Below are 23,513 nucleotides of genomic sequence, written 5' to 3'. Positions count from 1 at the left end.
CGTGTTGGAGCCGATTGCGTTCGAGGTTCGCAGGCGCGCGATCGAGGCTGCGCAGGGCAGGGCGCCGTTCGACCTGCTGCTGCGCGGTGCGCGTATTGCCGATGTCGCGACCATGGAGATCCGCGAAGCCGATATCGGCATCGTCGGCCCGATGATCGCGAGTGTGCACGCGCCGGGTGCGTTCACGGAAGCCGCGGTGACTCACGACCTGTCGGGTCTGATCGTCGCCCCGGGCTTCATCGATGCCCATGTGCATGTCGAATCCTCGCACATGCTGCCGCATCGCTATGCCGAGGTGGTGGTGCCGCAGGGCACGACAACGATCTTCTGGGACCCGCACGAACTCGCCAATGTGCTTGGCCTCGACGGCATCCGCTATGCGGTCGAAGCGTCGCGCAATCTGCCGCTTCGCTTCATCGTGCAGGCGTCGTCCTGCGTGCCGGCGGCGCCGAGCCTTGAAATATCGGGCGCCGATTTCGTTGCGGACGACATCCGCGAATTGATGTCCTGGCCGGACGTGGCCGGGCTGGCCGAAGTCATGGACATGCGCGCGGTGCTGGAAGCGCAGCCGCGGATGATGGGCATCCTCGAAGCCGCCAACGCTTCGGGCAAGATCATCGAAGGGCATGCACGCGGCCTGACCGGGCCCGGCCTGATGGCCTATCTGTCGGCCGGCATTTCCGGCGACCACGAAATCACCTCGGGCGCCGATGCGCTGGAAAAGCTGCGGGCCGGCTTCACCGTCGAGATCCGCGGTTCGCATGACTATCTGCTGCCCGACGTGGTCGCGGCCATCAACACGCTGCCGGTGATCCCGACCAGCCTGACGATCTGTACCGACGACGTGTTCCCGGATTATCTGGTCGAGCATGGGGGCATCAATGACGTGCTGCGGCGGCTGATCCGCTACGGGCTCGATCCGCTGCAGGCGATCCGCTGCGCCACCATCAACAACGCGATCCGGCTGCGCCGCGACGATCTCGGTCTGGTCGCGGCGGGCCGGCGCGCGGACCTGGTTGCTTTGTCCGATCTGACTGCGGTTGCGGTGGAAGCGGTCTATAGCGGCGGCCGCCACGTCGCTCAGGGGGGACAGCTGATCGTCCCGCTGGCGGATACGCCACCGCCGCTCGTCAACACGATGAAGGTCGGTCCGCTGACGGCCGACGACTTCCGCATTCGTGTGCCGGGCGTCACCAACGGCCCGGCGCTGATCCAGGCCATCAAGGGCGCGCGCTTCAACTCGTGGAGCGAAGTCGAGGTCGAGGTGCGGGACGGCTTCGCTTTGGTGCCGTCGGATCTCAGCGTGATGGCGATCGTGCATCGCCACGGGCGCAACGATCCGAGGCCGCAGCTCGCCATCATCGAGGGGTGGGACCGCTGGGGTGGCGCTTTCGCCACCTCCTATTCGCACGATTCCCACAACCTGATCCTGTATGGCCACGACCCGGAGGAACTCGCGCTTGCAGCCAATACCGTGATCGGCATGCAGGGCGGCATCGTGGTGGTCAGGGATGGGCAGGTGGCCGCGCAGCTCGCCTATCCGGTCGCCGGGATGCTGTCGCTGGGCGACCCGGACGACGTGGCGGCTGCCCACAAGCGCATCGTCGAGGCCGCGGGCGAAATCTGCGCCTGGCAACCGCCTTACCGGACCTTCAAGGCGCTGAGCGGCCAGTCGCTGGCCTGCAATCCGGGTCCGCATCTCACCGACCTCGGGCTGACCGACGGGACCACCAAGGACATCCGGCCGATGCTGATCCGGGCAGGTGACGTTCACTGAGCTTGTCACCGGGCGTGTCATGGAGCTAGTCGGGATGGGCCGAGGCACGACGGAAATGAGGCCGGTAGGCCAAGGCTTGCGCGCAGCGCGCAAGTCTTTGGCGAGCCCCCGAAAACCCCAAGGAAATCGGCGATTTCCCCGGTTGCTTTGCAAATTCCTTTTTGGCAATGTCCGCGCGATTTTGAGGCAGGGCGGAGGCGATTCCGCACGTCCGGCATCAATGAAGCACAGCCGGACTTGGGGAAGTTCCGGCACATTCAAGTCCAATCGAGGGTTACTATGACAGCTTTGTGGGTGATCATCGCCTGCGGTTTGCTTGCCATTGTCTATGGCATCTGGGCCACGATGTCGGTGATGAAGGCCGATGCCGGCTCGGCGAAAATGCAGGAGATCGCCGCCGCCGTCCGTGAGGGCGCGCAGGCCTATCTGAAACGCCAGTACACCACGATCGGTCTGGTCGGCGTGGTGATCTTCGTCGTCGTCGGGCTGCTGCTCGGCTGGCTGGTCGCGATCGGCTTTGCCATTGGCGCGATCCTGTCCGGCGCCGCGGGCTTCATCGGCATGAACGTGTCGGTGCGCGCCAACGTCCGCACCGCGCAGGCCGCGGTGAAGTCGCTGGCGGGTGGACTGGAGATCGCCTTCAAGGCCGGCGCCATCACCGGCATGCTGGTCGCAGGCCTCGCGCTGCTTGGCGTCGCCGTCTATTACATGATCCTGACCGGCCCGCTGGCGCTTGCGCCGAACAGCCGCGTCGTGGTCGACGCGCTGGTGGCACTCGGGTTCGGCGCCTCGCTGATTTCGATCTTCGCCCGTCTCGGCGGCGGCATCTTCACCAAGGGTGCGGACGTCGGCGGCGACCTCGTCGGCAAGGTCGAGGCCGGCATTCCCGAAGACGACCCCCGCAACCCGGCCACCATTGCCGACAACGTCGGTGACAATGTCGGCGACTGCGCCGGCATGGCGGCCGACCTGTTCGAAACCTATGCGGTGACCGCGGTCGCCACCATGGTGCTGGCCGCGATCTTCTTCGCCGGCCAGCCGGTGCTCTCTTCGATGATGATCTATCCGCTCGCGATCGGCGCGGTCTGCATCATCACCTCGATCGCAGGCACCTTCTTCGTGAAGCTCGGCGCCAACCAGTCGATCATGGGCGCCCTGTACAAGGGTCTGATCGCCACCGGCTTGCTGTCGCTCGTCGGCGTCGCGATCGTGACGCACATCATGCTTGGTTTCGGCACCGTGCTGAAGACCGGCGGCGGCGTGACCTTCACGTCGACGGCGCTGTTCATCTGCGGCGTCGTCGGACTCGCGGTCACCGGCCTGATCATCTGGATCACCGAATACTACACCGGCACCAATTTCCGTCCGGTGAAGTCGATCGCCGAAGCCTCGGTGACCGGGCATGGCACCAACGTGATCCAGGGCCTCGCCATTTCGATGGAATCGACGGCACTGCCGGCGCTGGTGATCATCGCCGGCATCCTGGTCACCTACGCGCTGGCCGGCCTGTTCGGCATCGCCATTGCGACCACCACGATGCTGGCACTAGCCGGCATGATCGTTGCGCTCGACGCCTTCGGCCCGGTCACCGACAATGCCGGCGGCATTGCCGAAATGGCCGGTCTGCCGAAGGAAGTGCGCAAGTCGACCGACGCGCTGGACGCTGTCGGCAACACCACCAAGGCGGTGACCAAGGGCTACGCGATCGGCTCCGCCGGTCTCGGCGCGCTGGTGCTGTTCGCGGCGTATAACGAAGACCTGAAATACTTCATCGCTGCGAAGAACCCGTATTTCGTTGGCGTCGCTCCGGACTTCTCGCTGAACAATCCGTATGTCGTGGTCGGCCTCCTGTTCGGCGGCTTGCTGCCGTACCTGTTCGGCGCGATGGGCATGACCGCGGTCGGCCGTGCAGCCTCCTCGATCGTCGAGGAAGTCCGCCGGCAGTTCCGCGAAAACCCTGGCATTATGAAGGGCACCAGCAAGCCGGATTACGGCCGCGCCGTCGACCTTCTGACCAAGGCTGCGATCAAGGAAATGATCATCCCGTCGCTGCTGCCGGTGCTGTCGCCGATCTTCGTCTATTTCGCCATCTACTTCATCGCGGGCGGCGGAGCGGCCGGCAAGTCGGCGGCCTTCTCGGCGGTCGGCGCGATGCTGCTCGGCGTGATCGTGACCGGCCTGTTCGTCGCGATCTCGATGACCTCGGGCGGCGGTGCCTGGGACAACGCCAAGAAGTACATCGAGGACGGCCATTTCGGCGGCAAGGGTTCCGAGGCCCACAAGGCTGCGGTGACCGGCGACACCGTCGGTGATCCCTACAAGGACACGGCCGGTCCGGCGGTTAATCCGATGATCAAGATCACAAACATCGTGGCGCTGCTGTTGCTCGCCATCCTCGCGCACTGACGCGGCGAGCAACTCTCCGAAACGTAAGAGCCCCGCGAAAGCGGGGCTCTTTTTTTGAAAAGATTGCCTCGAACTGCAAACCGTCGGTTGGGCCGTGATCCAGTCCGGGTCAGGCCGGCATCGCGTTGGATGACGCGCCGAGGGGCAGGCCGGTTGCGCGATGCGCTGCATTGGCAATCTTCGCGGCGGTCGCATCCTGAAACGGTTGCGCCAGCACAGTAATGCCGAGCGGCATCCCGTCGCTCCTGAATCCCGAAGGCACAGCGGTGCCGCACATTTCCAGCAGATTGACGAAGTTCGTGTAGATGCCGAGTCTCGCATTGAGACGGATCGGATCGGCCAGCACATCGCTTGTCCGATAAACGGTCGGCGTTGTCGGGAGCATGGCGACATCGAAATCCTCGAAGATCCGTCGCGCCTGCCGCTTCAGATCTGCAAGCTCGTGAATCGCCCGATAGACATCGACCGCCGTCCATTCCTGCGCGGTATCGAGGATGGCGCGCGTCACCGGATGGAGTTCGTCGACACGCCCGTTGACGACCTGATCGACGACGGCCTTGCGCTCGGCAAGGAACGGTCCCTCGTAGAGCATGCGCTGAACCTTGTCGAAGGGCGTGTAGTCGAATTCGATCGCCGTTCCGCCGAGGCGCTCCAGCCGGCTTACCGCTTGCTCGTACAGATCCGCAGCGTCGGTATCGCCGAAGAAATCCAACTGGCTCGCGCGTGGCACTCCGAAACGGAAGAATGTGTCGAGCGGAGTCTGATCGAGGTTGCAGGTGTCCGCCTCGCGCTTCGAAAACAGGTCGTCAGGATCGTAGCCGGAAATCAGGTCCAGAACCGACATGCCGTCAGCGACCGTCAGCGCGAAAACTGAAATCGTTTCCAGCGTCTTCGCAGTGCCGCCGCCGACCACCGAGGTATTGCTGACCAATCCCGGTGTCGGCTTCACACCCACGATATTGTTGAACGCAGCCGGGACCCGCCCGGAGCCGGCGGCGTCATTTCCCAGGGCGAATGACACCAGGCCCGCGCCAACCGCGACGCCGGAGCCGGAGCTTGAGCCGCCTGGAATGAAGTCCGGGTTGAACGGATTGCGCGCGACTCCATAGGGGCTGCGGACGCCGACCAGTCCCACAGCGAGCTGATCCATATTGGTCTTGCCGATGACGACGGCGCCGGCGGCGATGAGCCGCGCTACGGCCTGTCCGGTACCCAACGCTATGCTGCGCGCGGGCGGGAAACCGCTGGTGCTCGGCAGGTCGGGGACGTCGATATTGTCCTTGATCGCACAGGGGAGGCCCCAGAGCGGCGCATCGCGCGAGACATGCCGCTCGATGGCATCGCAGCGCGCCAGCGCTTCCTCTCGCGGGACCAGGTGGATCCAGACATGGTCGTCGCCGCGCGCGGCGATCCTGTCGTAGACCGCGTTGATGACCTCGCGCGGCGACAGCGCGCCGGAACCATACCCTTGCCGAAGTGTCGTGAAATCAAGACTGCCGTCCGCCGCCGACCAAGCCACGTCCTCACCCCTGTAATTTTTTGAATGTCGAATCCGGTGTCAGACTCGGACCAGCGATCGGTAGTCGAGCTGGCGATGGAACCAGAACCGGTATCCTGCCATGTCTTTCTTCATGGCGACGCTGAGTTCGGGCTGATACAGCGGAATCCGCGGGACTTCTTCGAAGGCGATGTCGATGAATGCCTTGGCGCTGGTGTCGTATGCGCTCATGTCGCCCTCCGCAGCCTGCGTGCGGGCTGCGTTGATGAGCTGATCCATCGCCGGATTCTTGTAGCTCATCGTGTTGAACAGCGCATTCTGGCCGTGATAGCACCAATAAAAGAAGTAATCGGCGTAATCGAGCCATCCCGAAAAGAAGTTGGAGATCATCGGCATCTCCTTTTTCAGGAGTTCGCCGCGCCAGTTGGCGCCCGGCACTTTGTTGATGCTGGCTCGGATTCCGATCTGCCCCAGCGATTCCTGAACCAGGATGGAGAGCGGCTCGTTGATCGCCGCTGCGCCGAGGTCGTAGGACAGCGTGGTCTCGAAGCCTTGCGGGTAGCCTGCTTCGACAAGCAGTTGCTTGGCCTTGGCCATATCGGTGTTGTAGCCATGCGGCTGTGGCCAGTCGCTGCTGGTGGCTTTGTTGGTCGCAGCTCCATAGAGTGGCCTTGCAATGCCGTAGAGCACCGCGTCCATGATCTTCTGGTAGGGAATGGCGTAGGCGACAGCCTGCCGGACCTTGACGTTATCGAACGGCGGCTTGGTTACGTTCATCCCGATATACTGGATGCCGTTGCTGATCGGCGTCGACACCATTTTCAGCTGATTGAGTTGCTTCAGTTCGACAAAATCCTTGGCAGGGATATCGAACGAGATGTCGGCGTCGCCTCGCTCCATTAGCGCCCGGCGCGTACCGGCGGATGGCACGATGCGCCAGATCACGCGCGCAAAATCCGGTCTCTTGCCGCTGCGCCAGCCGTCGAAGCGCTCGTAAACGACCTCCGATCCCGGCACGGCTTTGGCCACCTTGTAGGCGCCGCCGCCGGCAACGTTATTCTTGGTATATTCCAGGCCCCACGGATCCCTTTCCGTGGCGTTCTTCTTCACCTGTTCGGAATTCATGATACTTGGAACGATGGTGGCGATCACCGGCAGCGCCAGCCTGTCCTTGCGAATGAAATCGACGCGGAACGTATGGTCGTCGACCGCGACGAATTGTTCCGGCTTCTCCAGCGAGCCGACTTTCATGGTGAAGGTGGGAAAGCCGCCGACGGTGACCGCGCGATCGAACGACCATTTCACGTCCTTCGCGGTGACCGGCGTGCCGTCGTGGAATGTTGCGTCCTTGCGCAGCTTGAACGTGACCGACATCGGGCCGGCTGTCCATTCCTCGGCAAGCTCCGGCGTGAACTTGTCCTTGTCGTAGCTCTCTACGCCATTATCGAGAGTCTTGAAGCCATGCGAGATCAACCGGTCGTAACAATTCCATGCCACCTCGTAGCCGGGCCGATTGGTGCCCACGCCCTGAATGTCGAAATTGTTCGGTGCGTTTTCCGAGACCAGCACCATCGTATCGCGACGACTCTGCGCCCGGGCCGGTCCGGTCAGGCCGGACGTCGACGCGTCCGTTCCGAGCGCGACCGTGGTCGCCGTCATTGCCTTGATGAACTTGCGGCGATCCATGACCCAAACCTCTTTGCCGGAATGCGCTTCAAACAAAGCTGATCACAAACGAAATTGATCCAGAAGATCAAAATATCTTGCAGGGCGTTGCCGTTTCAGCAACGCTCGATCACGCCAGAGATTTGCTGTTCAATCATGCGGCAGCGCATGCCGCTTTCATGTTCAAATCACTCATCGCGGTTCGGAGAATTCGGAATGTCGCTTACGCATCTGCGCTACTTCGATGAGGTCGTTCGGACCGGCTCGATCCGCCTGGCAGCGGAACGCCTTCGCATCACGCCGTCGGCCATCAGTCGGCAGGTGAAGAAGATCGAAGACCAGATTGCGGCGCCGCTATTCGTCCGCAATGCGCGCGGCGTCGTGTTGACATCAGCCGGCGAATTGTACGCCAGCTATGCGCGCGCAGCGCTGGTTGAACGCGATCGCATTCATGGGGAAATCGATGACCTGAAAGGATTGCGGCGCGGCCACGTGCGCATCTGCTCGGCAGAGGGCATCGTCGACGAACTCACGGCCGCGATCGCCAGCTTTCGCGCCCGCCACCCGGGCGTCACCTTCCATCTCGTCGTCGTCGGATCCGAGCAAATCCATCAGATACTGGGCGCGGGCGATGCCGATGTCGGAATTGCCTATACCGCAACCGCGCAACCCGGCATTCGATTCGCATCGCGACGCCGGGCTCCGATCTTTGCGGTGATGACACGAGAGCATCCGCTGGCAGCCGCGCGGCGCCTTTCGCTCGCTGCGACCATGGCGCATCCGATCGCTGTGCCGGACAAGACGTTTGGTCTTCGCCGGCTGCTCGACAGTCAGTGTCAGGCGAGCCGGCTCACGCTGCGGCCGGTGATGGAGGCCAATTCGATTCAGGCGCTGCGAATGTTTGCCCGGTCTGGTGGGGGCGTCACCTTTTTGCCGTTGGTCACCATTCGGCGTGACATCGAACAGCGCGCCGTGGTGGCCGTGCCGATGACGAGCGACCGGCAATTGGATAAAGGGACGCTGGATGTCTGCGTTTCGGAAAGCCGGAAGCTTCCCAAGGTTGCAGCGACATTCGTCGCGCATCTGCAGCTATCGCTGATGGAACTCGGCGCGTCGCTGGCCTAGCCGGTTCGCATGCAGTCTGCTGCCGCGCTGCGAACCGCTAGTTCTGCAGACCGACGATCTTGAAGATGTAGGTGAGGTAGGACATCTCGCTGCCGCCGGTCGGCGTGGTCTTGCTGACGAAGTCGAAGACCTTGCCGTCCTTGATGCCGTAATCGGCCAGCCGGTTGACGCGGCGCTCCTTGTCGAAATAGACGGCGATGACCCGCTGATCGACGACCTTCTGCGGCATGAAGGCCGCGGCTTTCTCGCCCCGCTGGGAAATGTAGTAGAAGACCTCGCCGGTCACGGTCGCGACGGTGGAGGGGGTGCCGAGCACGATCAGGACCTGTTCCTGGCTCGAGCCGAGCGGGATCTGTTCGAGCGCACCTTCGGGCACCACATAGCCGCGCTGGAAGGTCTGTTCGGTGGCCCCGCAGCCGGCAAGCGCCAGCGCACAGGCCAGCGTCAGCGCAACTGCGCCGGTGCTACGGCGTCGGATGATCCGCGCCCATATACCGCTCCCGAACCTCATGTTGGCTCGATTAGCCCCCAAAGCCAGCGATTGCAACGTCTTGGCACTGGCGATACGCCCCAACCGGACCTAGAACAGGACCGATGCTGACGATATTTCGCCGGAACCCCCAAGCTCCTACCATCGAGGCGCTCTATGGCGCCATCGTGGCGCAAGCCCGCGCTCCTGTCTTCTACCGCGATCTCGGGGTCGCAGACACCGTGAATGGACGGCTCGATTTGCTGATGCTGCATCTGGGCCTCGCATTCGACCGGCTGTCGCGCGGCGAGGAACCGGCCAAAGCCGCGGGGCAGGCGGCTTTCGACCGATTTTGCCAGGATATGGACGACCATCTGCGGCAGGACGGGATCAGCGACCTGAGGGTGCCGAAGGATATGCGGCGCCTCGCGGCAGCTTTTTTTGGCCGGCAGCGGGCTTATATCTCGGCTTTGAAGGCCGGCGATCGCGACGCCTTGCGGTCGGCGCTCTGCCGGAACGTCTATGCGGACGAGGACCGGCCGGGTCTGGATGGACTGACCGCCTATGTCGAGGCGGCCGCGCGGGGCCTGGACGGTCAGGATGCGACGGCGATTGCCAGCGGCCGGATCGCCTGGCCCGACCCTGTCCCGCAAGCGGGAGGACTGCCATGACACACCCCGATCAGCCGCCATGGAGCCATCGCATTGCGCTGGCCGAGGTCCCCGACGAGGGACTGCATGTCGCGCTCGAGGCCGATGCCGATGTCCGCGCCATCCTCGCGCGCACGGCGAACCTGCGCGAGCTACCCCGTCTGGAAGCGAGTTTCGATTTGCGCCGGAAGGGCGCGGGCGTTCTTCATGTGACGGGTGAAGTGATTGCGACGGTTGGTCAGAACTGCGTGGTGACGCTTGATCCGGTTGAGCAAAATCTGCATGAGCTGGTCGACATCACGTTCTCGCCGGACGCTGCGGACACGCTGGGCGACGGCGATGGCGAGGCCAGCTTCGCCATGACGGATAGCGACGCGCCGGAACCGCTGGCGGACGGATATGTCGATCTCGGCGCCATCGCCACCGAGTATTTCCTGCTTGGAATCGATCCCTATCCGCGCAAGGACGGCGCGGTGTTCGAATCCGAGGTGGCAAGGGATCCGCGGGAAAGTCCGTTCGCGGCGCTGGCGGAACTCGCTGACCCGCAGAAAAAGCGACCGCCGGAGAGGAAATAGGCGCGGTGGTTGTATCCTCCGCGACAATGGCTATGGTCCGCGCCCGTGCCGGGTTCCGCCGCCTTCCTTTGTTCCCGGGCCACCGGCAATGGAGCCACTAGGGTCGGCAATGCCAGACAAGGTTCGCATCGCGCTCGATGCCATGGGAGGCGACCATGGCCCGTCCGTGGTCATTCCCGGCGCGGCGCTCGCGCAGGTGCGCCATCCGGATACCGAGTTTGTTTTCTTTGGCACGGCGCCCGAGATCGAGGCGGCGCTTGCCGCGCATCCGAAACTGAAAGCGGCGTCGCGCGTCATCCATACCGACGTTGCCGTGAAGATGGACGACAAGCCGAGCCAGGCGCTTCGCCAGGGGCGAGGGAAGTCGTCGATGTGGCTCGCGATCGACGCGGTGAAGCAAGGCGAGGCCGATGTGGCGGTGTCGGCTGGCAATACTGGCGCGCTGATGGCGATGGCCAAAATCCATCTGCGAACGATGGCCGGAATCGAGCGTCCGGCGATCGCGGCGATCTGGCCGACGCTACGCGGCGAATCGGTGGTGCTCGATCTCGGCGCCAATATCGGTGCCGATGCGCAGCACCTGATCGACATGGCGGTGATGGGCAGCGCGATGGCGCGCATCCTGCTCGATATCGACCGGCCGACCGTCGGGCTTCTGAATATCGGCGTTGAAGAAGTTAAGGGTCTGGATGAAGTGCGGGAGGCGGGCCGTATTTTGCGCGAGCGCGACTTGCCGCACCTCCAATATTCGGGTTTCGTCGAAGGCGACGACATCGGCAAGGGTACGGTCGACGTGGTGGTAACCGAAGGTTTCGCAGGCAATATCGCGCTCAAGGCGGCCGAAGGAACGGCGCGCCAGATCGCGGGCTATCTCAAGGCCGCGATGAAAGAGACCGTATTCACCCGGATCGGCTATCTGTTTGCCCGCGGTGCGTTCCGCAAACTCGCGGCCAAGATCGACCCGAGCCGCGCCAATGGCGGGGTCTTTGTCGGCTTGAACGGGATCGTCATCAAGAGCCACGGCGGCGCCGATGCAAACGGGTTTTCCGCCGCGGTCGATATCGGCTACCAGATGGTGCGCAACGATCTGAAGGCCAAGATCGAACAGGCGCTGGTGCCCGAAGCCCGCGTGGTGGCTGAACTGCCTGAGGCCGGAGCGGCATCGTGACATTGCGGTCCGTGATTATCGGCTCCGGCTGCTACCTGCCGGAGCGCGTCCTGACCAATGCCGAACTCGCGACCCGGGTCGACACGTCCGACGATTGGATCGTGCAGCGCACCGGCATTCGCGAACGCCATGTCGCCGCCGATGGCGAATTCACGTCCCATCTCGGCATCAAGGCGGCACTGGCGGCGCTCGCCGATGCGGGACTGGCGCCGCAGGATATCGACCTGATCGTATGCGCGACCTCGACGCCCGATAACACCTTTCCGGCAACCGCCGTGTCGATCCAGGCCGGTCTTGGCATCACCGGCGGCTTTGCCTTCGATATCCAGGCGGTCTGCTCGGGCTTTGTCTATGGCCTCGGCACCGTCGATGGATTGCTGCGGAGCGGGCTGGCCAAACGGGCTCTGCTGATCGGCGCGGAGACGTTCTCACGCATTCTCGACTGGACCGACCGCACCACCTGCGTCCTGTTCGGCGATGGCGCCGGCGCCGTCGTGATCGAGGCGCAGGAGCAACCCGGCGCCATGACCGACCGGGGAATCCTGACCACGCATCTGCGATCCGACGGCCGCCACAAGATGAAGCTGTATGTCGACGGCGGCCCGTCCTCGACCCAGACCGTCGGTCACCTGCGCATGGAAGGCAAGGAGGTCTTCAAGCATGCGGTCTCGATGATAACCGACGTGATCAAGGATGCATTCAAGGCCACCGGCTACACCGCGCACGATCTCGACTGGTTTGTGCCGCATCAGGCCAATCGCCGCATCATCGACGGATCGGTCATCAAGCTCGGGCTCGATCCGGCCAAGGTGATCATCACCGTGGACCGCCACGGAAATACCTCGGCCGCCTCGATTCCGCTCGCGTTATGCGCGGGCATTGCCGACGGTCGCATCAAAAAGGGCGATCTGGTGATGTTCGAGGCGATGGGCGGCGGCTTTACCTGGGGTGCGTCGCTGGTTCGGATGTAAAAAGTTACCCATCCGTCGATGCCGCAACGCGGCGTGAATATCCCGCATCGTGATACCCGGGTCGCCTAATCGCGGCTTGGCAGCCTTTCTTCGGTTGACCGTGGAAAAGTAAGTCCATATCGTCTTGTAAAATAACAAGGATCGCCGAGTAGGGGCTGCGGGGCGATGACGGCAAAAACAGTTACACGAGCGGATCTGTGTGAGGCGGTTTACCAGAAGGTGGGACTGTCACGGACGGAGTCTGCCACCCTGGTCGAGCAGGTCCTCAAGGAAATCACCGATTGCCTTGAGCGCGGCGAGACCGTGAAGCTTTCGTCGTTCGGCTCCTTCGTCGTGCGCAAGAAGGGACAGCGGGTCGGCCGTAATCCGAAGACCGGCAAGGAAGTTCCGATTTCCCCGCGCCGGGTCATGGTGTTCAAACCGTCCGCCATTCTCAAGCAGAAGATCAACGGCGACAGCGGTCCGGACGTCGCCGACGATACCGACAGTCACTGACGCAACTGATTGGGGGCTTGGTTGGATAAGGCGCCCGACGCATTTCGCACCATCAGCGAAGTGGCTGACGACCTGAAGGTCCCGCAGCACGTGCTGCGGTTCTGGGAAACCCGCTTCAACCAGATCAAGCCGATGAAGCGCGCGGGCGGCCGCCGCTATTACCGGCCCGATGACGTCGATCTGCTGCGCGGCATCCACCATCTGCTGTATGGCGAGGGATATACCATCCGCGGCGTGCAGCGGATCCTCAAAGACCAGGGTCTGAAATTCGTTCAGAATGTCTGGCAGCCCGGCGCCGAACAGCCGGTTCATGGTCCGGTCGACGATGACGACCATCCGGAAGAACCGGTTCCGGAGGAGACTCTTGCCCCATCGCGTCTGCAGGCAACGCCCGCCGCCATCCGTGCCCAGATGTCGCGCGAGGATCTGCGGCGGCTGCAGGCGACGCTGTTCGAACTGAGCGAGTGCCGCCGCCTGCTCGACAATGCGATGGAGAAGACGGCGTCAGACTGACTCAGGTCCGCCGATCGCAAGGCGCGGCCCGTCCGCACGGCGCTATCGTTTGAGATGCCCTACGGCGGACAGGCCCGGAGCGTGGCCGCGCCTGCTTCTCAGTCGCACCGCAATCCCCGGCGGTTCACGCGCTGGTGAGGCCGCCGGGGTTTTTTCTCAGGATGCCTTCGCGTCCGGCGCGTTCTTCGGCTCGCGTAGGTAATAATTGGCATCGCGGCCCTTCACGAGGCGGCGGATCGTACGCCGCATGGTCTCGTTGCGGCGCAACGGTTCAACCGCGGCTGACGCGGCGCGAAACGCTGCCACTTTGGCACTATCGAGCGCCGGATTCACACCCGGCGCGCTCTGTGGCATGCCGAAGCCGCGCAGCATGGCGTTGACCGCAAAGATGTCGTTCCTCCGGCGCACGGCGTCGGATTTCCAGGTCAGCGACAGCGAGATCGAATAGCTGTCGGCGGTACGCACCCAGTGCGGCCATTGATACGGCACGAAAACGCCGTCGCCAGGCTTCAGCTTGTAGGTGGTGCATTTCGCATCGAACCGCGCTTCGTAGGGCAGGTTGCGATGCTTGATCGCGCTCGATTCCAGCGCCTCCTCGGAGGCGATCGATCGATCGCGGTTGTCGTAGACGTGGAAGAATTTGTCGCCGTGAATCTGGAAGAAGAAATTCTCGTCGGCGTCGGCGTGGAACGGCGTCGTCGAATTGGCCGACGACACGAAGATGAAGCCGCGGATATCCTCGAAGCCCGCGGCCTTCAGGCTGTCATGGCCGCGGGTGCGCGCGACCTCCATCAGCGCATCCTCGATCAGCTTGCGATAGGCGGGATCCTGCTCGACCGATTTCAGCACCATCCAGGCTCCGGCGCTCTCGATGTTGCGCACGATCTCTTCCGGCGCGAGATCGACCGTTGGTGTGGTCTCGGGCGTCTGGCTGATCGCAGCCTTGCCGGAATTATATTCCAGCCGGTCGCGCGGCAGCTGGCGCACAAGCTCGGCAAGAACCGGCAGGGTCAGCAGCGGATTGCCGACAAAATGATGCTTGAGCCCGAACGGCAGGTTCGGAAAGTCGTGCGTCAATGCGGCCGTGTCGGTCGGCTCGAAGAACGTCATGGCAGCTTCTCCCTGATCCGGCGGATGGCTTTGAGGAAATCGATGGTGCGCATGCGGGCGCCAACCAGCGCCCTGATGGCGAGGGCGCTGGGTTCACGCCGCGACAGCGGTACGAACACGTCGGCGATCTCGATGCGCTCGCGCCAGATGTGATCGATCATCGGGTGTTCGCCGTCGGCGGTGGAATCGGCGAAGGCGATGGCGGGATCGGCACATAGGTGCCGGGTGAGGTCGAGCGTGAGCTGAACGCCGGGGGATGTCCGCGCCTCGCTTTCGTCCATCGCAATCTTGAAGAAGAAGGCGCGGCCGGCATCGCGCAGGATCAGGCCGGAGGCGAGGGTCTCGCCATTGCGGGTGAGGCTAACGATCTCGAACTGCCCGGTTGCGGCGAGTGCGGAAGCCGCTTCGCGGATGAAGGCGGCGTCACCGCCATGCCGCAGGAGTGCGGTGCCGCGGTTGCCTTTCCACCCTTTGTCTTCCAGCGTCAGAAATGCCTCGAGCGCGGGTCCGATGCGCTCCGGTTCCGATGCCACTTCGAACACCACCGGCCCGGTATCCTCCAGCCGGTGACGCTGACGGCGCAATTCCTTCAGCTTCTTAGCCGACAGCGCGTCGCGCAGGACCGTCTCCGCGTCCTTGCGCGCATCGAGGCCGGCCCGGCGGAAGCTGCGCAGGATCTCCGGTGTCAGGCCGCGCCGCTCCAACGCCGCGCGCATCGCGGCATAGGCCGCGCCGTCGGTCGGAATGTTCTGCAGCAGCAACGCGCGCGCGCCGGCGGCTTTCGCCCCATCGAGCAGCGCGCCGGCCGCCTCGATCGGACAATCGCGATCAAGCAGCGGCGCCGAGAACGGCGCATAGGCATTCCAGGATACCAGCAGCGGCACCGGCAACGAGAGCGCGCGGCTGGCCCAGCGCACCGGCATCAGGCCGGTCAGACGATCCGGAGCGGTGGTGTCGAACGCCGTCAGCGCCAGCGCATCGTTGCGGCCGCGTGCGTGGCGCGACACGGCCAGCGCCCAGAACGGCAGGTAACAGGCATTCGGCTCGACCGCATCCGCGGCGAGGGCTGTCCAGTCCGGGATCGAGACCGAGGCGAGCGCGGTCAGGGACGATGGCGCCGCCGGCGCCGACGTCACCGGACGGGCGTGCCTCTGCCGCGCGGCTGAAGCGGCGCCGTGAACCTGATCCACATGGATCGGGGCACTCATGCGAAAACCTGGGCCATGATCGTGATCGATGGCCGTGAGATAAGCCCGAACCGTGACCGTCGGCTTTACCCGGTGGCTTCGCGCGCGGCTTTGGCGCCGGACAGTTAACGAACCGATGCTCCGACAGATGAAAGCCGGCGGCAGGTGTTGCAGCGGGGCCGCATAACGAATTCGTAACGCTAATTGCGGCCGAAATTCCTCGCATTTACCTCAAATTCGCCCGGACCCGGCGCGATTGAACCGGCCGAGGCCCGGACGCGACCAACGGTTATCGGGCTTTTGCAAGGGAATGCCGCTATGCCGCTGACCACGTTTCAGATTTCGCAGCTCAAGACGCTTCTCACCGGCGAGATGCCGCTGAAGGTGTTCTGCGACACGATCGAGGGCGAGAAGCTGTGCTGGAGCGGCCTGGTCGGAATCCGCGCCAACGAACTTCGCTCCACCGTGACGCTCACGGAGCGGGGACGCGCCGCCATCGCCGGCCTCGACTGATCCAGCTTTGCAAGATCCAGGCGCGGTGCTGTGCCCGCGCCTGAACGTGAGATCGACTTCGCTCAGGCAAATTCCTGCTGATGCACCCAGGCCGCCTGGCGCGGCGGCTGCTTGGTGCGATCCCATTCATCCAGCATGGCAGGCGCGATCTTCTTCAATTCCTCGAGCTGACCGGGCTTCGACGTCATGTAGGTGACCTCGCAGCGGTTGCCGCTCGGGTCGAAGAAGTAGATGGACTGGAAGACCGCGTGATCGGTCGGACCAACTACCTCGCAGCCGATCGCTTCCGCATTGGCCTTGGCTTCCAGCATCGACTCGCGGTCTTTCACGCGGAACGCGATGTGCTGGACCCAGTCCGGCGTATTCGGATCGCGGCCCATCGGCGGTGATTTCGGCAATTCGAAGAAGGCGAGGATGTTGCCGTTCCCGGCGTCGAGAAAGACATGCATGTACGGGTCCGGCGACTTGGTCGACGGCGCGCGGTCTTCCGCCATCGCCATCAGGAAATCCATGCCCAGTACCTTCTGATAGAAGGCGACCGTTTCCTTCGCATTCTTGCAGCGATAGGCGACGTGGTGAATTTGTTCGACCTTCATGATGTCCTCCCGGAAAATTTGATCGATTTCACCCGGTCGCGCGCTGCGCTGCGTTGATCGAGGTCAACGGTTTCCCAGCGATCGGCCTTTCGTCCCGTCGTTACGTGCTCACGCAGCGACGATGCGCCCGCCGCGCACTGACGGGTACGATGATGCATGGCCACAGGCCTGCGCCATCACCTCACCCCAGTTTCGACCACGGTCATTCACGGCGGGACCATACTTCGATGGTTCGTTCCGTGATGGTCTTCAGACCACCGGGGGTCCTCAGAAAGAGGAGGGGTGCCATGAAGCGATTGCTGATGGTGAGCGCGAGTCTCGTGGCCTGCGCCATGTTGCTGTCGTCCGCCGCAAACGCTCAATCGATCGAATGTGCCGTGGACGTCCCGAAGCCAGCAAAGGGGCAGTGGTATTACCGCCTCATCGATGGACGGAAATGCTGGTATGAGGGCAAGCCGATGATGCCGAAATCCTCGCTGCACTGGCCGAAGCAAAAGCCGGTGGTCGAGGCCGAAGTGGCAACGCCCGCGCCCGCGCAAGAAGTCCCACTATCGACCGACGGGCGCAACGTCAGCGACGTCAGCGCCTCGCCGCCGTCGTCGGATCCCAATATCTGGCCGGCGCCGGTAAACGCCCTCGACGATACGAGCTTCGAATCGCGGTGGCAGGCCTTGAAGCCGCGGGACTAGGACGCTCACACGTTTCCTGCCTCTGCCGGCACGATGAGACGCCGGTAGAGGTGCCAGGTCGTATGTCCGAGAACCGGCAGCACCACGATCAGCCCGACAAAGAACGGCAGCGCCGCCAGGATCAGTAGCACCACGATCATCAATGCCCAGGCGAGCAGCGGAACCGGACTTTGCGCGACGGCGCGAACGCTTGTGATCATGGCGGTGACGCAATCGACGTCGCGGTCCAGCAGCAGCGGAAACGACACGACGGTCAGCGAGAACAGTACGATCGCCAGAAAAGCGCCGACCATGTTGCCGACGAGCAGGAAGATCAGGCCTTCGGTGGTGGTCAGCACCGTGGTGATGAATTGCGGAAGCGAGGAGAAGGACGCGTTCAGGCCGAAGAACAGCGCCATCAGGAAGCGCGCCTGGTACATCCACATGATGAAGATGAAGAGCGTGACGAAGGCCATCCAGCCGATTTCCGGACGGCTGGTCATCGCGGTGCGAATGTCGGAAAGACTTGCGGTCTGACCGGTCTCGCGCTTGCGGCTGATCTCGTAGAAGCCGACCGCAACGAACGGGCCGAGCAGCGCAAAGCCTGCAGCCAAAGGATAGGCGAGGTAACTCATGCCGAGCGAGGTGACGCTGAGCACGATCGCAATCCCCGCGACGCAGTACAGCGCGCCGAGCGCCATCCCGTAAAGCGGCGCCGCCTGAAAGTCGCGCAGTCCCTGGACCAGCGCCTCGACAACGTCGCCGAAGGAAATCTGCCGCACGACCGGGTCGGTTTTGCCCGAGATTGTGGTCATGGATCCTCCCCAAGATATAACATTGGGCGTTTCGCAATTCGTCGCCTTGATCGGAATCAAGGCGCTGGCGCCGCCGAAGTCTCAGATGAATGCGGAGGATCCTGTGATGTGGCGGACCATGACGCTTGCGGCGCTGTCGGCGGCTTTGGCCGGAGGCGGCGCCGCCGTCGCTCAAGACCTCGGCGATCCGGCGGCCGGGCGGCGGTTGGCCGAGGCCTGGTGCATGGAATGCCACGCCATCGGCCCGAAAACCGTGAAGGGGACAAGGCCCGGCCCGGACTTTGTTGCGGTTGCGAACCGGCCGTCAACGACGCCGCTGTCCCTCAACGTGTTTCTGCGCTCCAATCACGAGAACATGCCGAACTTCATCCTCACGCGCGGCCAGGCCGACGATATCGTGGCCTATATCCTGACACTTGCCGAGAGATAGGCGCGTCCGATCCGGGCACCGGCGTCGCGACGCCGCCGGAGCGATCCAGCCGCGTGCCGGCTCGCGAACCGCGAATACAACGTGGTTGTACCGAATCCGTCGGTCCATTAGGATTTTGGATCGCCATCGAGCGAGGGGGCCATGGCAGATCCGGCGGTGCAAATGCTCGAGATGCGCCAGGCGACGCGCCGCAAGGTGAACAAGGCCGGCCGTATCGCCATCGACGACACAAGTCAGTTGGATTGCCTTGTTCGGAACTTCTCGGACCGGGGCGCGCTCATTTCCGTCAGTCACACGAAGTATTTGCCGGACGAGATTGGCCTCACCATTCCGGACCTGAATTTCGATCGCCGAGCCCGGATCGTCTGGCGACGCGCGCACAGCATCGGCGTGACGTTCTAGACTGCCGGGTCAGCCAAACTGGCGCAATTCCCGGAGTTGCACGGAGTGGCGTGCCGCCCGCTGTCCGGTCTGCTTTGGCAGATCCAAGGCGGGAAACTAGTCCTCCTTTCGGACAACACTGCGGTTGTTGAGGAGCGTGGGGCCGGGTCAAGGAGGTTTGTTAGGCTGCCATGCGGGCGGGACTGGCTCTAGCACGGCGACTTATTCGCCCGATGGAAGGGTGGGGGGCTCGGCAAAATCAGAGGACGACCCCATGAACCGGGAGGGCCCATCGGTCGAGGAACTAGATGTCGTCCGCCGCTTATCCAACTTGCGCGGCGCTCTCCGCTGTGGCGCGAAGACGCGCGCAGGGAATGCCTGCCCAATGCCCCGCAATCCGCTAAGGTCGGCGACCCTCGAGCATTGCCCGCAAGTCGCCGTTCGCTAGATCCTCATTTGCGGGGATCGAATTTCGTAGAGAACGCTGCAGCTGGAACGGAGTCGAGATAGCCCGCCCCCATGACTTCGTTGGCCATTTCGCCGAAGCGCCGGAGGGAAGCGATGGTGGAGTCGTTCCAGGTCGTCGTGTAGTCCGCAATCACGCGATCACGAAGCAGAGCAACGGCCGCCGGTTCCAGACCATATTTCTTGCCGTAGGCTTCGAAGACCGCTGGATTTGACTTCACGAATTCAATGGCTTCGAGCCAGGCGCGGGTAAAGTTCGTCAGTGCTTCCGGGTTGCTCTTAATGAAGTCGTCGTTGGTTGAGTAACCGATCCAGAGAAAGTCATCTCCGGTACCAGCCTTGTAGGCGTCAGCGAGATTGCCGATCGACCGGTACTTGCCGGAGCCTATGAGTTTGGCTGCGATCGGATCAAACATGACCGCGGCGTCGATCTCGCCCTTGTCTAGCAAGGCCGGGAGCAGTCCGGGGCCGGCGAATTGCAGATCACCCGTCTTTCCCGGATCGAAGCCGTGGAATTTCGACGCAATGACACGGAATAACACGGTCGCGGTGCCGGCCGCTCCTGCGAACGTCCCGACCTTTTTCCCTTTGAGCTCAGCGATGCTTTTGATCGGTGACGCGGCCGGCACGACCACATCGACTGTAACACCGCGCCCGACCGGGAACACCATGGTGACCGGAAAACCCTTGCTGCGGAATTGAGCGATTGCTGTCCACCCGCCGAAGCCGACATCGACATCTTTGCCGCGGATCGCGGTGAACAGCCCGTCGAGGGTTGGGTAGGCCCGGTATTCGGCGGCGATGCCGTATTTGCGGTCGATCCCCTGATCGATCATCGCCCGGGAGGCGATTTCATTCAGGGATTGTGCGAGGTCTCCGATCTGCACTTTTACCTGCGCAGAAGCGCTACTGCAGGCGGCGAGGGTGGCGATGGCAAGGATTCCAATACGCGACAGCATGGTCATTCCTCCTCGATAATGGTCAGATTTTGAATCGGACGGCCGCACTCCGTTCGAGGCCCTCGGCCGATCTAGGCTCCGAAACTGGTTCGGCAAACCGCGTCGCCGCCTCCCGATCGATCTCATCCCCGAAAGCCCTGATGAGGTCGCGGCTAAGTTCGAAGATCGCCAGATCGTCGTAGCTCCGGGGCCGCGCGATCTGAACGCGAAGCTCCTGACGAAACGCGCCGCCCGACATCACCAGGATGCGGTCTGCAAGGAAACAGGCTTCATAAGCATTGTGTGTAACGAAGACGATTGTCTTGCGCGTCTCGTGCCATATCGACAGAAGATCGGCGCGAATACGCTGTGCCGTGATCTCATCGAGTCCGGAGAAAGGTTCGTCCATCAGGAGGATGCCGGGCTCCACGCACAACGCCCGCACCAGGGCAAGGCGTTGCGCCATGCCTCCCGAGATTTGATTGGGATAGTAATCGCGAAAGGCCGAAAGTCCCGTCATCGCCAGATAGCGTGACTTCAATTCGTTCCATCGGTTGGCGGGCACCCGGCAGTTACTAAGTGCGAAGTCGAGATTTCCTTCTGCGGTAAGCCAGGGGAGCAAGCGCGGCTCTTGGAACATATAACCCACGCGGCTGCCACTCACGCTCACCTCGCCCTCGTAGGACTTGTCGAGCCCCGCAAGCACATTGAGCAAGGTCGATTTGCCACAGCCCGAGGCGCCCAGCACGCAGAGAAATTCGCCGTCGCCGACTTCCAGGTTGAGGTCCTTCAGCACCTGACGGGAGGCACCATCGTGGCCAGGAAAACTCTTTCGAAGCGAAACGACCTCGATAGCCGGCTTCATACCGTCACCTGTGGGCGCCACGCGAAGAGACGCTTCTCGATAGGCTTGAGAATGAGCAGCTCAATTATCAGCATGATGATGGTGAACAGAAGTGTCCACGCAAGGACTTGTCGCATGTCGGCCAATTGGTACCAGTAGAAGAGCTTGAAACCGACGCCGTTCGGGCGGCCAATCAACTCCACCAGAACGGTAATCTTCCAGATGATCCCGAGCCCGAAGCGGGCGGAAGCCATGATGTAGGGAACGATTTGCGGCACAAGCACGCGGCGCAGGATGACCGGCCGCGACGCCTCGAATACCCGAGCCATCGCGATGAGTTTCGTATCGATGTTCTTTACGCCTTCCCAAATGTTGATCGCAATCGCCGGAGCGGCAGTTATCCCTATGGCGATTATCGCCGCGGTCTCATTCAACCCAAACCACATGAAGGCGACAATGGCGTAGCAGAGGCTGGGCACAGTCAGCCCGACCATGACCCACACGTCCAAGACAGCTTCGGCCCGCCTGTTGAGCCCCATCAATATTCCGACAGGAATGCCGATTATCAGCGAGAGCAGGAGGCCGCCCACGACTCGCAACATCGTCATGGCCAGATCCAACTCGACGCGACCACCCACAATCTCGCCCCACAAAACCTGTGCGGTCTCAATTGGGCCTGGGAAGATTTCCGGCGGAAGCGTCAGGGACATCAATCCCCAGACGATCAGGGCAGCGAGTATGGAAACCAGTTTAAGCATGTACAGAGATCTGGGTGTTTAGCGTCGGGAGTTTAATGCCCGCTCGCTCGGCACAGCGGCGTGCCATCCGTCCGGCTTCCACGAGGAGAGCATCTTCATCGATCGTCACGAACTTGCGGTTTTGCATGACGACCTTTCCGTCGATCACGGCATCGCGGACGTCGCTACCGCGTGCGCTGTAGACAAGCGCTTTCACCGGGTCGAGGAGCGGCGTGAGGTGCGGCTGGCGCGTTTCAACCGTGATCAGGTCAGCGCGCTTGCCAATTTCGATTGAACCGGTTTCGGGACGACCAATAGCCCGCGCGCCCTCTACGGTCGCCATCCGCAGTGCCCGCGCAGCAGTCAGCGCACGGGGATCGTTCGCGGCTGTCTTGGCCGTCGCGCAGGAATATTTCATGCTTTCGAAAATATCCTGGCCGCAATTGGCGGCGGCGCCGTTGGTCGCAACACCGCAGGTTACGCCCGCGGTCAGGAAATCTCCGATCGGTGGAAATCCGGTGCCCCAGAAGAGCCGTGTCGGTGAGTCAAACAGGACGGCGGTGCCGCTCGCGGCCAATAACTCAATCTCCCGCGGGGAAACATCCGAGCAGGCAACAGCCTGAACATCCGGGCCGAGACAACCAAACTCCTCTAGTAGCTCGACCTGTCGAATCTCGCGTCCGAAGTGACGTGAGATCATGTGGTTGAATTCAGGAGATTCGGCTACGTGCATGTGTAGCGAGAGCCTGTTTTCGCGTGCAATCCGGCGAGTCTCACGGAACCCGCGCTCGTCCATGACCCATGGGAGCAGGGGGCCGATCGAAAGGTGCAGACGGTCGTCCTCGGACCCGTGCCATTTTGCGGCAAGACGCTCAACGCGCATCGCCTGCTCGGCCGGCGTCTCGCAGAACCGTTGGTCAAAATGGCGCATTTCGGTTGCGCGCGCGACGGTACCGCGGATTCCACTATCGCGCAGTGCGCGGAACGCCGCGTCCTCGGGATCAGAGGCCGCGTGAGGCGGCATGAATATATTTTCGACAAGGCTCGTATTGCCGTTCTTGATATTCTCGACGCAACCGAGCAGCTCGGCGATGTAGAGGGCTTCCCCGTCCATCGCGGCCATGATTGGCATCAGCAATTCAAGCCATTCCAGAAGGCGCCGCTCCGGGCCGATAGTGCGGCCGAAAACCATGCAGAGATGCGTATGCGAGTTGATCAGCCCTGGCATTACAATCTTGCCCGCAGCATCGATCACCACATCGCAATCTTGCAAGGGCTCGCCGTCAGATTGCTCGACCGCGGCGATATGGCAGCCCTCGAGGACGACCCGTCCGTTCTCGATGACGCGATTGTCACGATCCATTGTAAGGATAAGCCCGTGCTCAATCGCAATACGCGTCATACGTTCAGACCAAGCTCCCGTCCGCGTGAGCAGGTTTGTCACGCACCACGCATCGCCAAACACGATGTCGATAGCGCAGCGCGATTGTTCGTCGAGGGATATGCGCTTCAGCCCC

At 62.8% G+C, this 23,513-nt stretch carries 24 protein-coding genes; 13 read left to right on the top strand and 11 right to left on the bottom strand.

Going from position 1 to position 23,513, the window contains the following annotated elements:
- Window position 1: 1 nt before the first annotated feature.
- A complete protein-coding gene (locus AC5I5I_RS16465; protein ID WP_495974955.1) occupies window positions 2–1,777 on the top strand; it encodes an adenine deaminase in 1,776 nt (591 codons plus the stop codon).
- A gap of 279 nt (window positions 1,778–2,056) precedes the next feature.
- Complete coding sequence (locus tag AC5I5I_RS16460; protein WP_495974953.1) at window positions 2,057–4,183, top strand: sodium-translocating pyrophosphatase; 2,127 nt, start codon at window positions 2,057–2,059, stop codon at window positions 4,181–4,183.
- A 109-nt stretch (window positions 4,184–4,292) separates the two neighbouring features.
- Here AC5I5I_RS16460 and AC5I5I_RS16455 read toward each other — a convergent pair whose 3' ends face one another.
- Both AC5I5I_RS16455 and AC5I5I_RS16450 read right to left on the bottom strand, forming a co-directional pair.
- Entirely contained in the window at window positions 4,293–5,702 is a 1,410-nt protein-coding gene (locus AC5I5I_RS16455; RefSeq protein WP_495974951.1) for an allophanate hydrolase, read from the bottom strand.
- Between the two features lie 39 nt (window positions 5,703–5,741).
- Window positions 5,742–7,367, bottom strand: a complete 1,626-nt coding sequence (locus AC5I5I_RS16450) for an ABC transporter substrate-binding protein (protein WP_495974949.1) — start codon at window positions 7,365–7,367, stop codon at window positions 5,742–5,744.
- 195 nt (window positions 7,368–7,562) lie between these two features.
- Here AC5I5I_RS16450 and AC5I5I_RS16445 point away from each other — a divergent pair, with 195 nt between their 5' ends.
- Window positions 7,563–8,471 carry a LysR family transcriptional regulator gene (locus AC5I5I_RS16445; protein ID WP_495974947.1) on the top strand — a complete coding sequence of 303 codons (909 nt, stop codon included), beginning with the start codon at window positions 7,563–7,565 and terminating at the stop codon, window positions 8,469–8,471.
- A 37-nt stretch (window positions 8,472–8,508) separates the two neighbouring features.
- Here AC5I5I_RS16445 and AC5I5I_RS16440 read toward each other — a convergent pair whose 3' ends face one another.
- Complete coding sequence (locus AC5I5I_RS16440) at window positions 8,509–8,982, bottom strand: outer membrane protein assembly factor BamE (RefSeq protein WP_495974945.1); 474 nt, start codon at window positions 8,980–8,982, stop codon at window positions 8,509–8,511.
- A gap of 83 nt (window positions 8,983–9,065) precedes the next feature.
- Here AC5I5I_RS16440 and AC5I5I_RS16435 point away from each other — a divergent pair, with 83 nt between their 5' ends.
- The 6 genes from AC5I5I_RS16435 to AC5I5I_RS16410 all read left to right on the top strand — a co-directional run bounded on the left by AC5I5I_RS16435 (window position 9,066) and on the right by AC5I5I_RS16410 (window position 13,312).
- A complete protein-coding gene (locus AC5I5I_RS16435) occupies window positions 9,066–9,611 on the top strand; it encodes a ubiquinol-cytochrome C chaperone family protein (protein ID WP_495974943.1) in 546 nt (181 codons plus the stop codon).
- Complete coding sequence (locus AC5I5I_RS16430; RefSeq protein WP_495974941.1) at window positions 9,608–10,165, top strand: YceD family protein; 558 nt, start codon at window positions 9,608–9,610, stop codon at window positions 10,163–10,165. The genes AC5I5I_RS16435 and AC5I5I_RS16430 overlap by 4 nt, the downstream gene beginning before the upstream one ends.
- Before the next feature lie 109 nt (window positions 10,166–10,274).
- A complete protein-coding gene (plsX, locus tag AC5I5I_RS16425; protein ID WP_495974939.1) occupies window positions 10,275–11,333 on the top strand; it encodes a phosphate acyltransferase PlsX in 1,059 nt (352 codons plus the stop codon).
- A complete protein-coding gene (locus AC5I5I_RS16420; RefSeq protein WP_495975325.1) occupies window positions 11,327–12,304 on the top strand; it encodes a beta-ketoacyl-ACP synthase III in 978 nt (325 codons plus the stop codon). Before plsX ends, AC5I5I_RS16420 begins: the two co-directional genes overlap by 7 nt.
- Window positions 12,305–12,469: 165 nt before the next feature.
- Window positions 12,470–12,799, top strand: a complete 330-nt coding sequence (locus tag AC5I5I_RS16415) for an integration host factor subunit alpha (protein WP_495974937.1) — start codon at window positions 12,470–12,472, stop codon at window positions 12,797–12,799.
- Window positions 12,800–12,820: 21 nt separating this feature from the next.
- Window positions 12,821–13,312 (top strand): MerR family transcriptional regulator, encoded by a 492-nt coding sequence (locus AC5I5I_RS16410; RefSeq protein WP_495974935.1) that lies wholly within the window; start codon window positions 12,821–12,823, stop codon window positions 13,310–13,312.
- Between the two features lie 156 nt (window positions 13,313–13,468).
- On the opposite strand, the gene AC5I5I_RS16405 is transcribed toward AC5I5I_RS16410, so the two are convergent.
- Together AC5I5I_RS16405 and AC5I5I_RS16400 are read right to left on the bottom strand one after the other, a co-directional pair.
- Window positions 13,469–14,422, bottom strand: a complete 954-nt coding sequence (locus AC5I5I_RS16405) for a cupin-like domain-containing protein (RefSeq protein WP_495974933.1) — start codon at window positions 14,420–14,422, stop codon at window positions 13,469–13,471.
- Entirely contained in the window at window positions 14,419–15,630 is a 1,212-nt protein-coding gene (locus AC5I5I_RS16400) for a GNAT family N-acetyltransferase (RefSeq protein WP_495974931.1), read from the bottom strand. Before AC5I5I_RS16400 ends, AC5I5I_RS16405 begins: the two co-directional genes overlap by 4 nt.
- A gap of 297 nt (window positions 15,631–15,927) precedes the next feature.
- Here AC5I5I_RS16400 and AC5I5I_RS16395 point away from each other — a divergent pair, with 297 nt between their 5' ends.
- Window positions 15,928–16,122 (top strand): hypothetical protein, encoded by a 195-nt coding sequence (locus AC5I5I_RS16395; protein WP_495974929.1) that lies wholly within the window; start codon window positions 15,928–15,930, stop codon window positions 16,120–16,122.
- A 62-nt stretch (window positions 16,123–16,184) separates the two neighbouring features.
- On the opposite strand, the gene AC5I5I_RS16390 is transcribed toward AC5I5I_RS16395, so the two are convergent.
- A complete protein-coding gene (locus AC5I5I_RS16390; RefSeq protein WP_495974927.1) occupies window positions 16,185–16,718 on the bottom strand; it encodes a VOC family protein in 534 nt (177 codons plus the stop codon).
- Between the two features lie 287 nt (window positions 16,719–17,005).
- On the opposite strand from AC5I5I_RS16390, the gene AC5I5I_RS16385 reads away from it, so the two are divergent.
- Entirely contained in the window at window positions 17,006–17,407 is a 402-nt protein-coding gene (locus AC5I5I_RS16385) for a hypothetical protein (RefSeq protein ID WP_495974925.1), read from the top strand.
- Window positions 17,408–17,412: 5 nt separating this feature from the next.
- On the opposite strand, the gene AC5I5I_RS16380 is transcribed toward AC5I5I_RS16385, so the two are convergent.
- The gene (locus AC5I5I_RS16380) at window positions 17,413–18,201 is read right to left on the bottom strand and encodes a DUF2189 domain-containing protein (RefSeq protein WP_495974923.1); all 789 of its coding nucleotides are present in this window, start codon (window positions 18,199–18,201) and stop codon (window positions 17,413–17,415) included.
- On the opposite strand from AC5I5I_RS16380, the gene AC5I5I_RS16375 reads away from it, so the two are divergent.
- Together AC5I5I_RS16375 and AC5I5I_RS16370 are read left to right on the top strand one after the other, a co-directional pair.
- Window positions 18,200–18,631, top strand: coding sequence for a c-type cytochrome (locus AC5I5I_RS16375; RefSeq protein WP_495974921.1), 432 nt, complete (start codon window positions 18,200–18,202; stop codon window positions 18,629–18,631). The two genes, AC5I5I_RS16380 and AC5I5I_RS16375, sit on opposite strands and share 2 nt — an antisense overlap.
- Window positions 18,632–18,772: 141 nt before the next feature.
- Window positions 18,773–19,033: a PilZ domain-containing protein gene (locus AC5I5I_RS16370; RefSeq protein ID WP_495974919.1), complete on the top strand. Its 261-nt coding sequence runs from the start codon at window positions 18,773–18,775 to the stop codon at window positions 19,031–19,033.
- A gap of 431 nt (window positions 19,034–19,464) precedes the next feature.
- On the opposite strand, the gene AC5I5I_RS16365 is transcribed toward AC5I5I_RS16370, so the two are convergent.
- From AC5I5I_RS16365 to AC5I5I_RS16350, 4 genes are read right to left on the bottom strand one after another with little or no spacing between them, the layout of a single operon-like run.
- The gene (locus AC5I5I_RS16365) at window positions 19,465–20,436 is read right to left on the bottom strand and encodes an ABC transporter substrate-binding protein (RefSeq protein ID WP_495974917.1); all 972 of its coding nucleotides are present in this window, start codon (window positions 20,434–20,436) and stop codon (window positions 19,465–19,467) included.
- Between the two features lie 22 nt (window positions 20,437–20,458).
- Window positions 20,459–21,280 (bottom strand): ABC transporter ATP-binding protein, encoded by an 822-nt coding sequence (locus AC5I5I_RS16360; RefSeq protein ID WP_495974915.1) that lies wholly within the window; start codon window positions 21,278–21,280, stop codon window positions 20,459–20,461.
- Window positions 21,277–22,017, bottom strand: a complete 741-nt coding sequence (locus tag AC5I5I_RS16355; protein WP_495974913.1) for an ABC transporter permease — start codon at window positions 22,015–22,017, stop codon at window positions 21,277–21,279. The genes AC5I5I_RS16360 and AC5I5I_RS16355 overlap by 4 nt, the downstream gene beginning before the upstream one ends.
- Complete coding sequence (locus tag AC5I5I_RS16350) at window positions 22,010–23,359, bottom strand: amidohydrolase family protein (RefSeq protein ID WP_495974911.1); 1,350 nt, start codon at window positions 23,357–23,359, stop codon at window positions 22,010–22,012. The genes AC5I5I_RS16355 and AC5I5I_RS16350 overlap by 8 nt, the downstream gene beginning before the upstream one ends.
- Window positions 23,360–23,513 lie beyond the last annotated feature (154 nt).

Source organism: Pseudorhodoplanes sp., assembly GCF_059499825.1.
This window is presented reverse-complemented; position numbering and strand designations above follow the sequence as displayed.

Coding starts and splice junctions, on each gene's coding strand:
- AC5I5I_RS16460 (WP_495974953.1), top strand. CDS start 2,057: ATGACAGCTTTGTGGGTGATCATCGCCTGCGGTTTGCTTGCCATTGTC.
- AC5I5I_RS16450 (WP_495974949.1), bottom strand. CDS start 7,367: ATGGATCGCCGCAAGTTCATCAAGGCAATGACGGCGACCACGGTCGCG.
- AC5I5I_RS16445 (WP_495974947.1), top strand. CDS start 7,563: ATGTCGCTTACGCATCTGCGCTACTTCGATGAGGTCGTTCGGACCGGC.
- AC5I5I_RS16440 (WP_495974945.1), bottom strand. CDS start 8,982: ATGAGGTTCGGGAGCGGTATATGGGCGCGGATCATCCGACGCCGTAGC.
- AC5I5I_RS16435 (WP_495974943.1), top strand. CDS start 9,066: ATGCTGACGATATTTCGCCGGAACCCCCAAGCTCCTACCATCGAGGCG.
- AC5I5I_RS16430 (WP_495974941.1), top strand. CDS start 9,608: ATGACACACCCCGATCAGCCGCCATGGAGCCATCGCATTGCGCTGGCC.
- plsX (WP_495974939.1), top strand. CDS start 10,275: ATGCCAGACAAGGTTCGCATCGCGCTCGATGCCATGGGAGGCGACCAT.
- AC5I5I_RS16415 (WP_495974937.1), top strand. CDS start 12,470: ATGACGGCAAAAACAGTTACACGAGCGGATCTGTGTGAGGCGGTTTAC.
- AC5I5I_RS16405 (WP_495974933.1), bottom strand. CDS start 14,422: ATGACGTTCTTCGAGCCGACCGACACGGCCGCATTGACGCACGACTTT.
- AC5I5I_RS16400 (WP_495974931.1), bottom strand. CDS start 15,630: ATGAGTGCCCCGATCCATGTGGATCAGGTTCACGGCGCCGCTTCAGCC.
- AC5I5I_RS16395 (WP_495974929.1), top strand. CDS start 15,928: ATGCCGCTGACCACGTTTCAGATTTCGCAGCTCAAGACGCTTCTCACC.
- AC5I5I_RS16390 (WP_495974927.1), bottom strand. CDS start 16,718: ATGAAGGTCGAACAAATTCACCACGTCGCCTATCGCTGCAAGAATGCG.
- AC5I5I_RS16385 (WP_495974925.1), top strand. CDS start 17,006: ATGAAGCGATTGCTGATGGTGAGCGCGAGTCTCGTGGCCTGCGCCATG.
- AC5I5I_RS16375 (WP_495974921.1), top strand. CDS start 18,200: ATGGATCCTCCCCAAGATATAACATTGGGCGTTTCGCAATTCGTCGCC.
- AC5I5I_RS16380 (WP_495974923.1), bottom strand. CDS start 18,201: ATGACCACAATCTCGGGCAAAACCGACCCGGTCGTGCGGCAGATTTCC.
- AC5I5I_RS16370 (WP_495974919.1), top strand. CDS start 18,773: ATGGCAGATCCGGCGGTGCAAATGCTCGAGATGCGCCAGGCGACGCGC.
- AC5I5I_RS16365 (WP_495974917.1), bottom strand. CDS start 20,436: ATGCTGTCGCGTATTGGAATCCTTGCCATCGCCACCCTCGCCGCCTGC.
- AC5I5I_RS16360 (WP_495974915.1), bottom strand. CDS start 21,280: ATGAAGCCGGCTATCGAGGTCGTTTCGCTTCGAAAGAGTTTTCCTGGC.
- AC5I5I_RS16355 (WP_495974913.1), bottom strand. CDS start 22,017: ATGCTTAAACTGGTTTCCATACTCGCTGCCCTGATCGTCTGGGGATTG.
- AC5I5I_RS16350 (WP_495974911.1), bottom strand. CDS start 23,359: ATGGATCGTGACAATCGCGTCATCGAGAACGGACGGGTCGTCCTCGAG.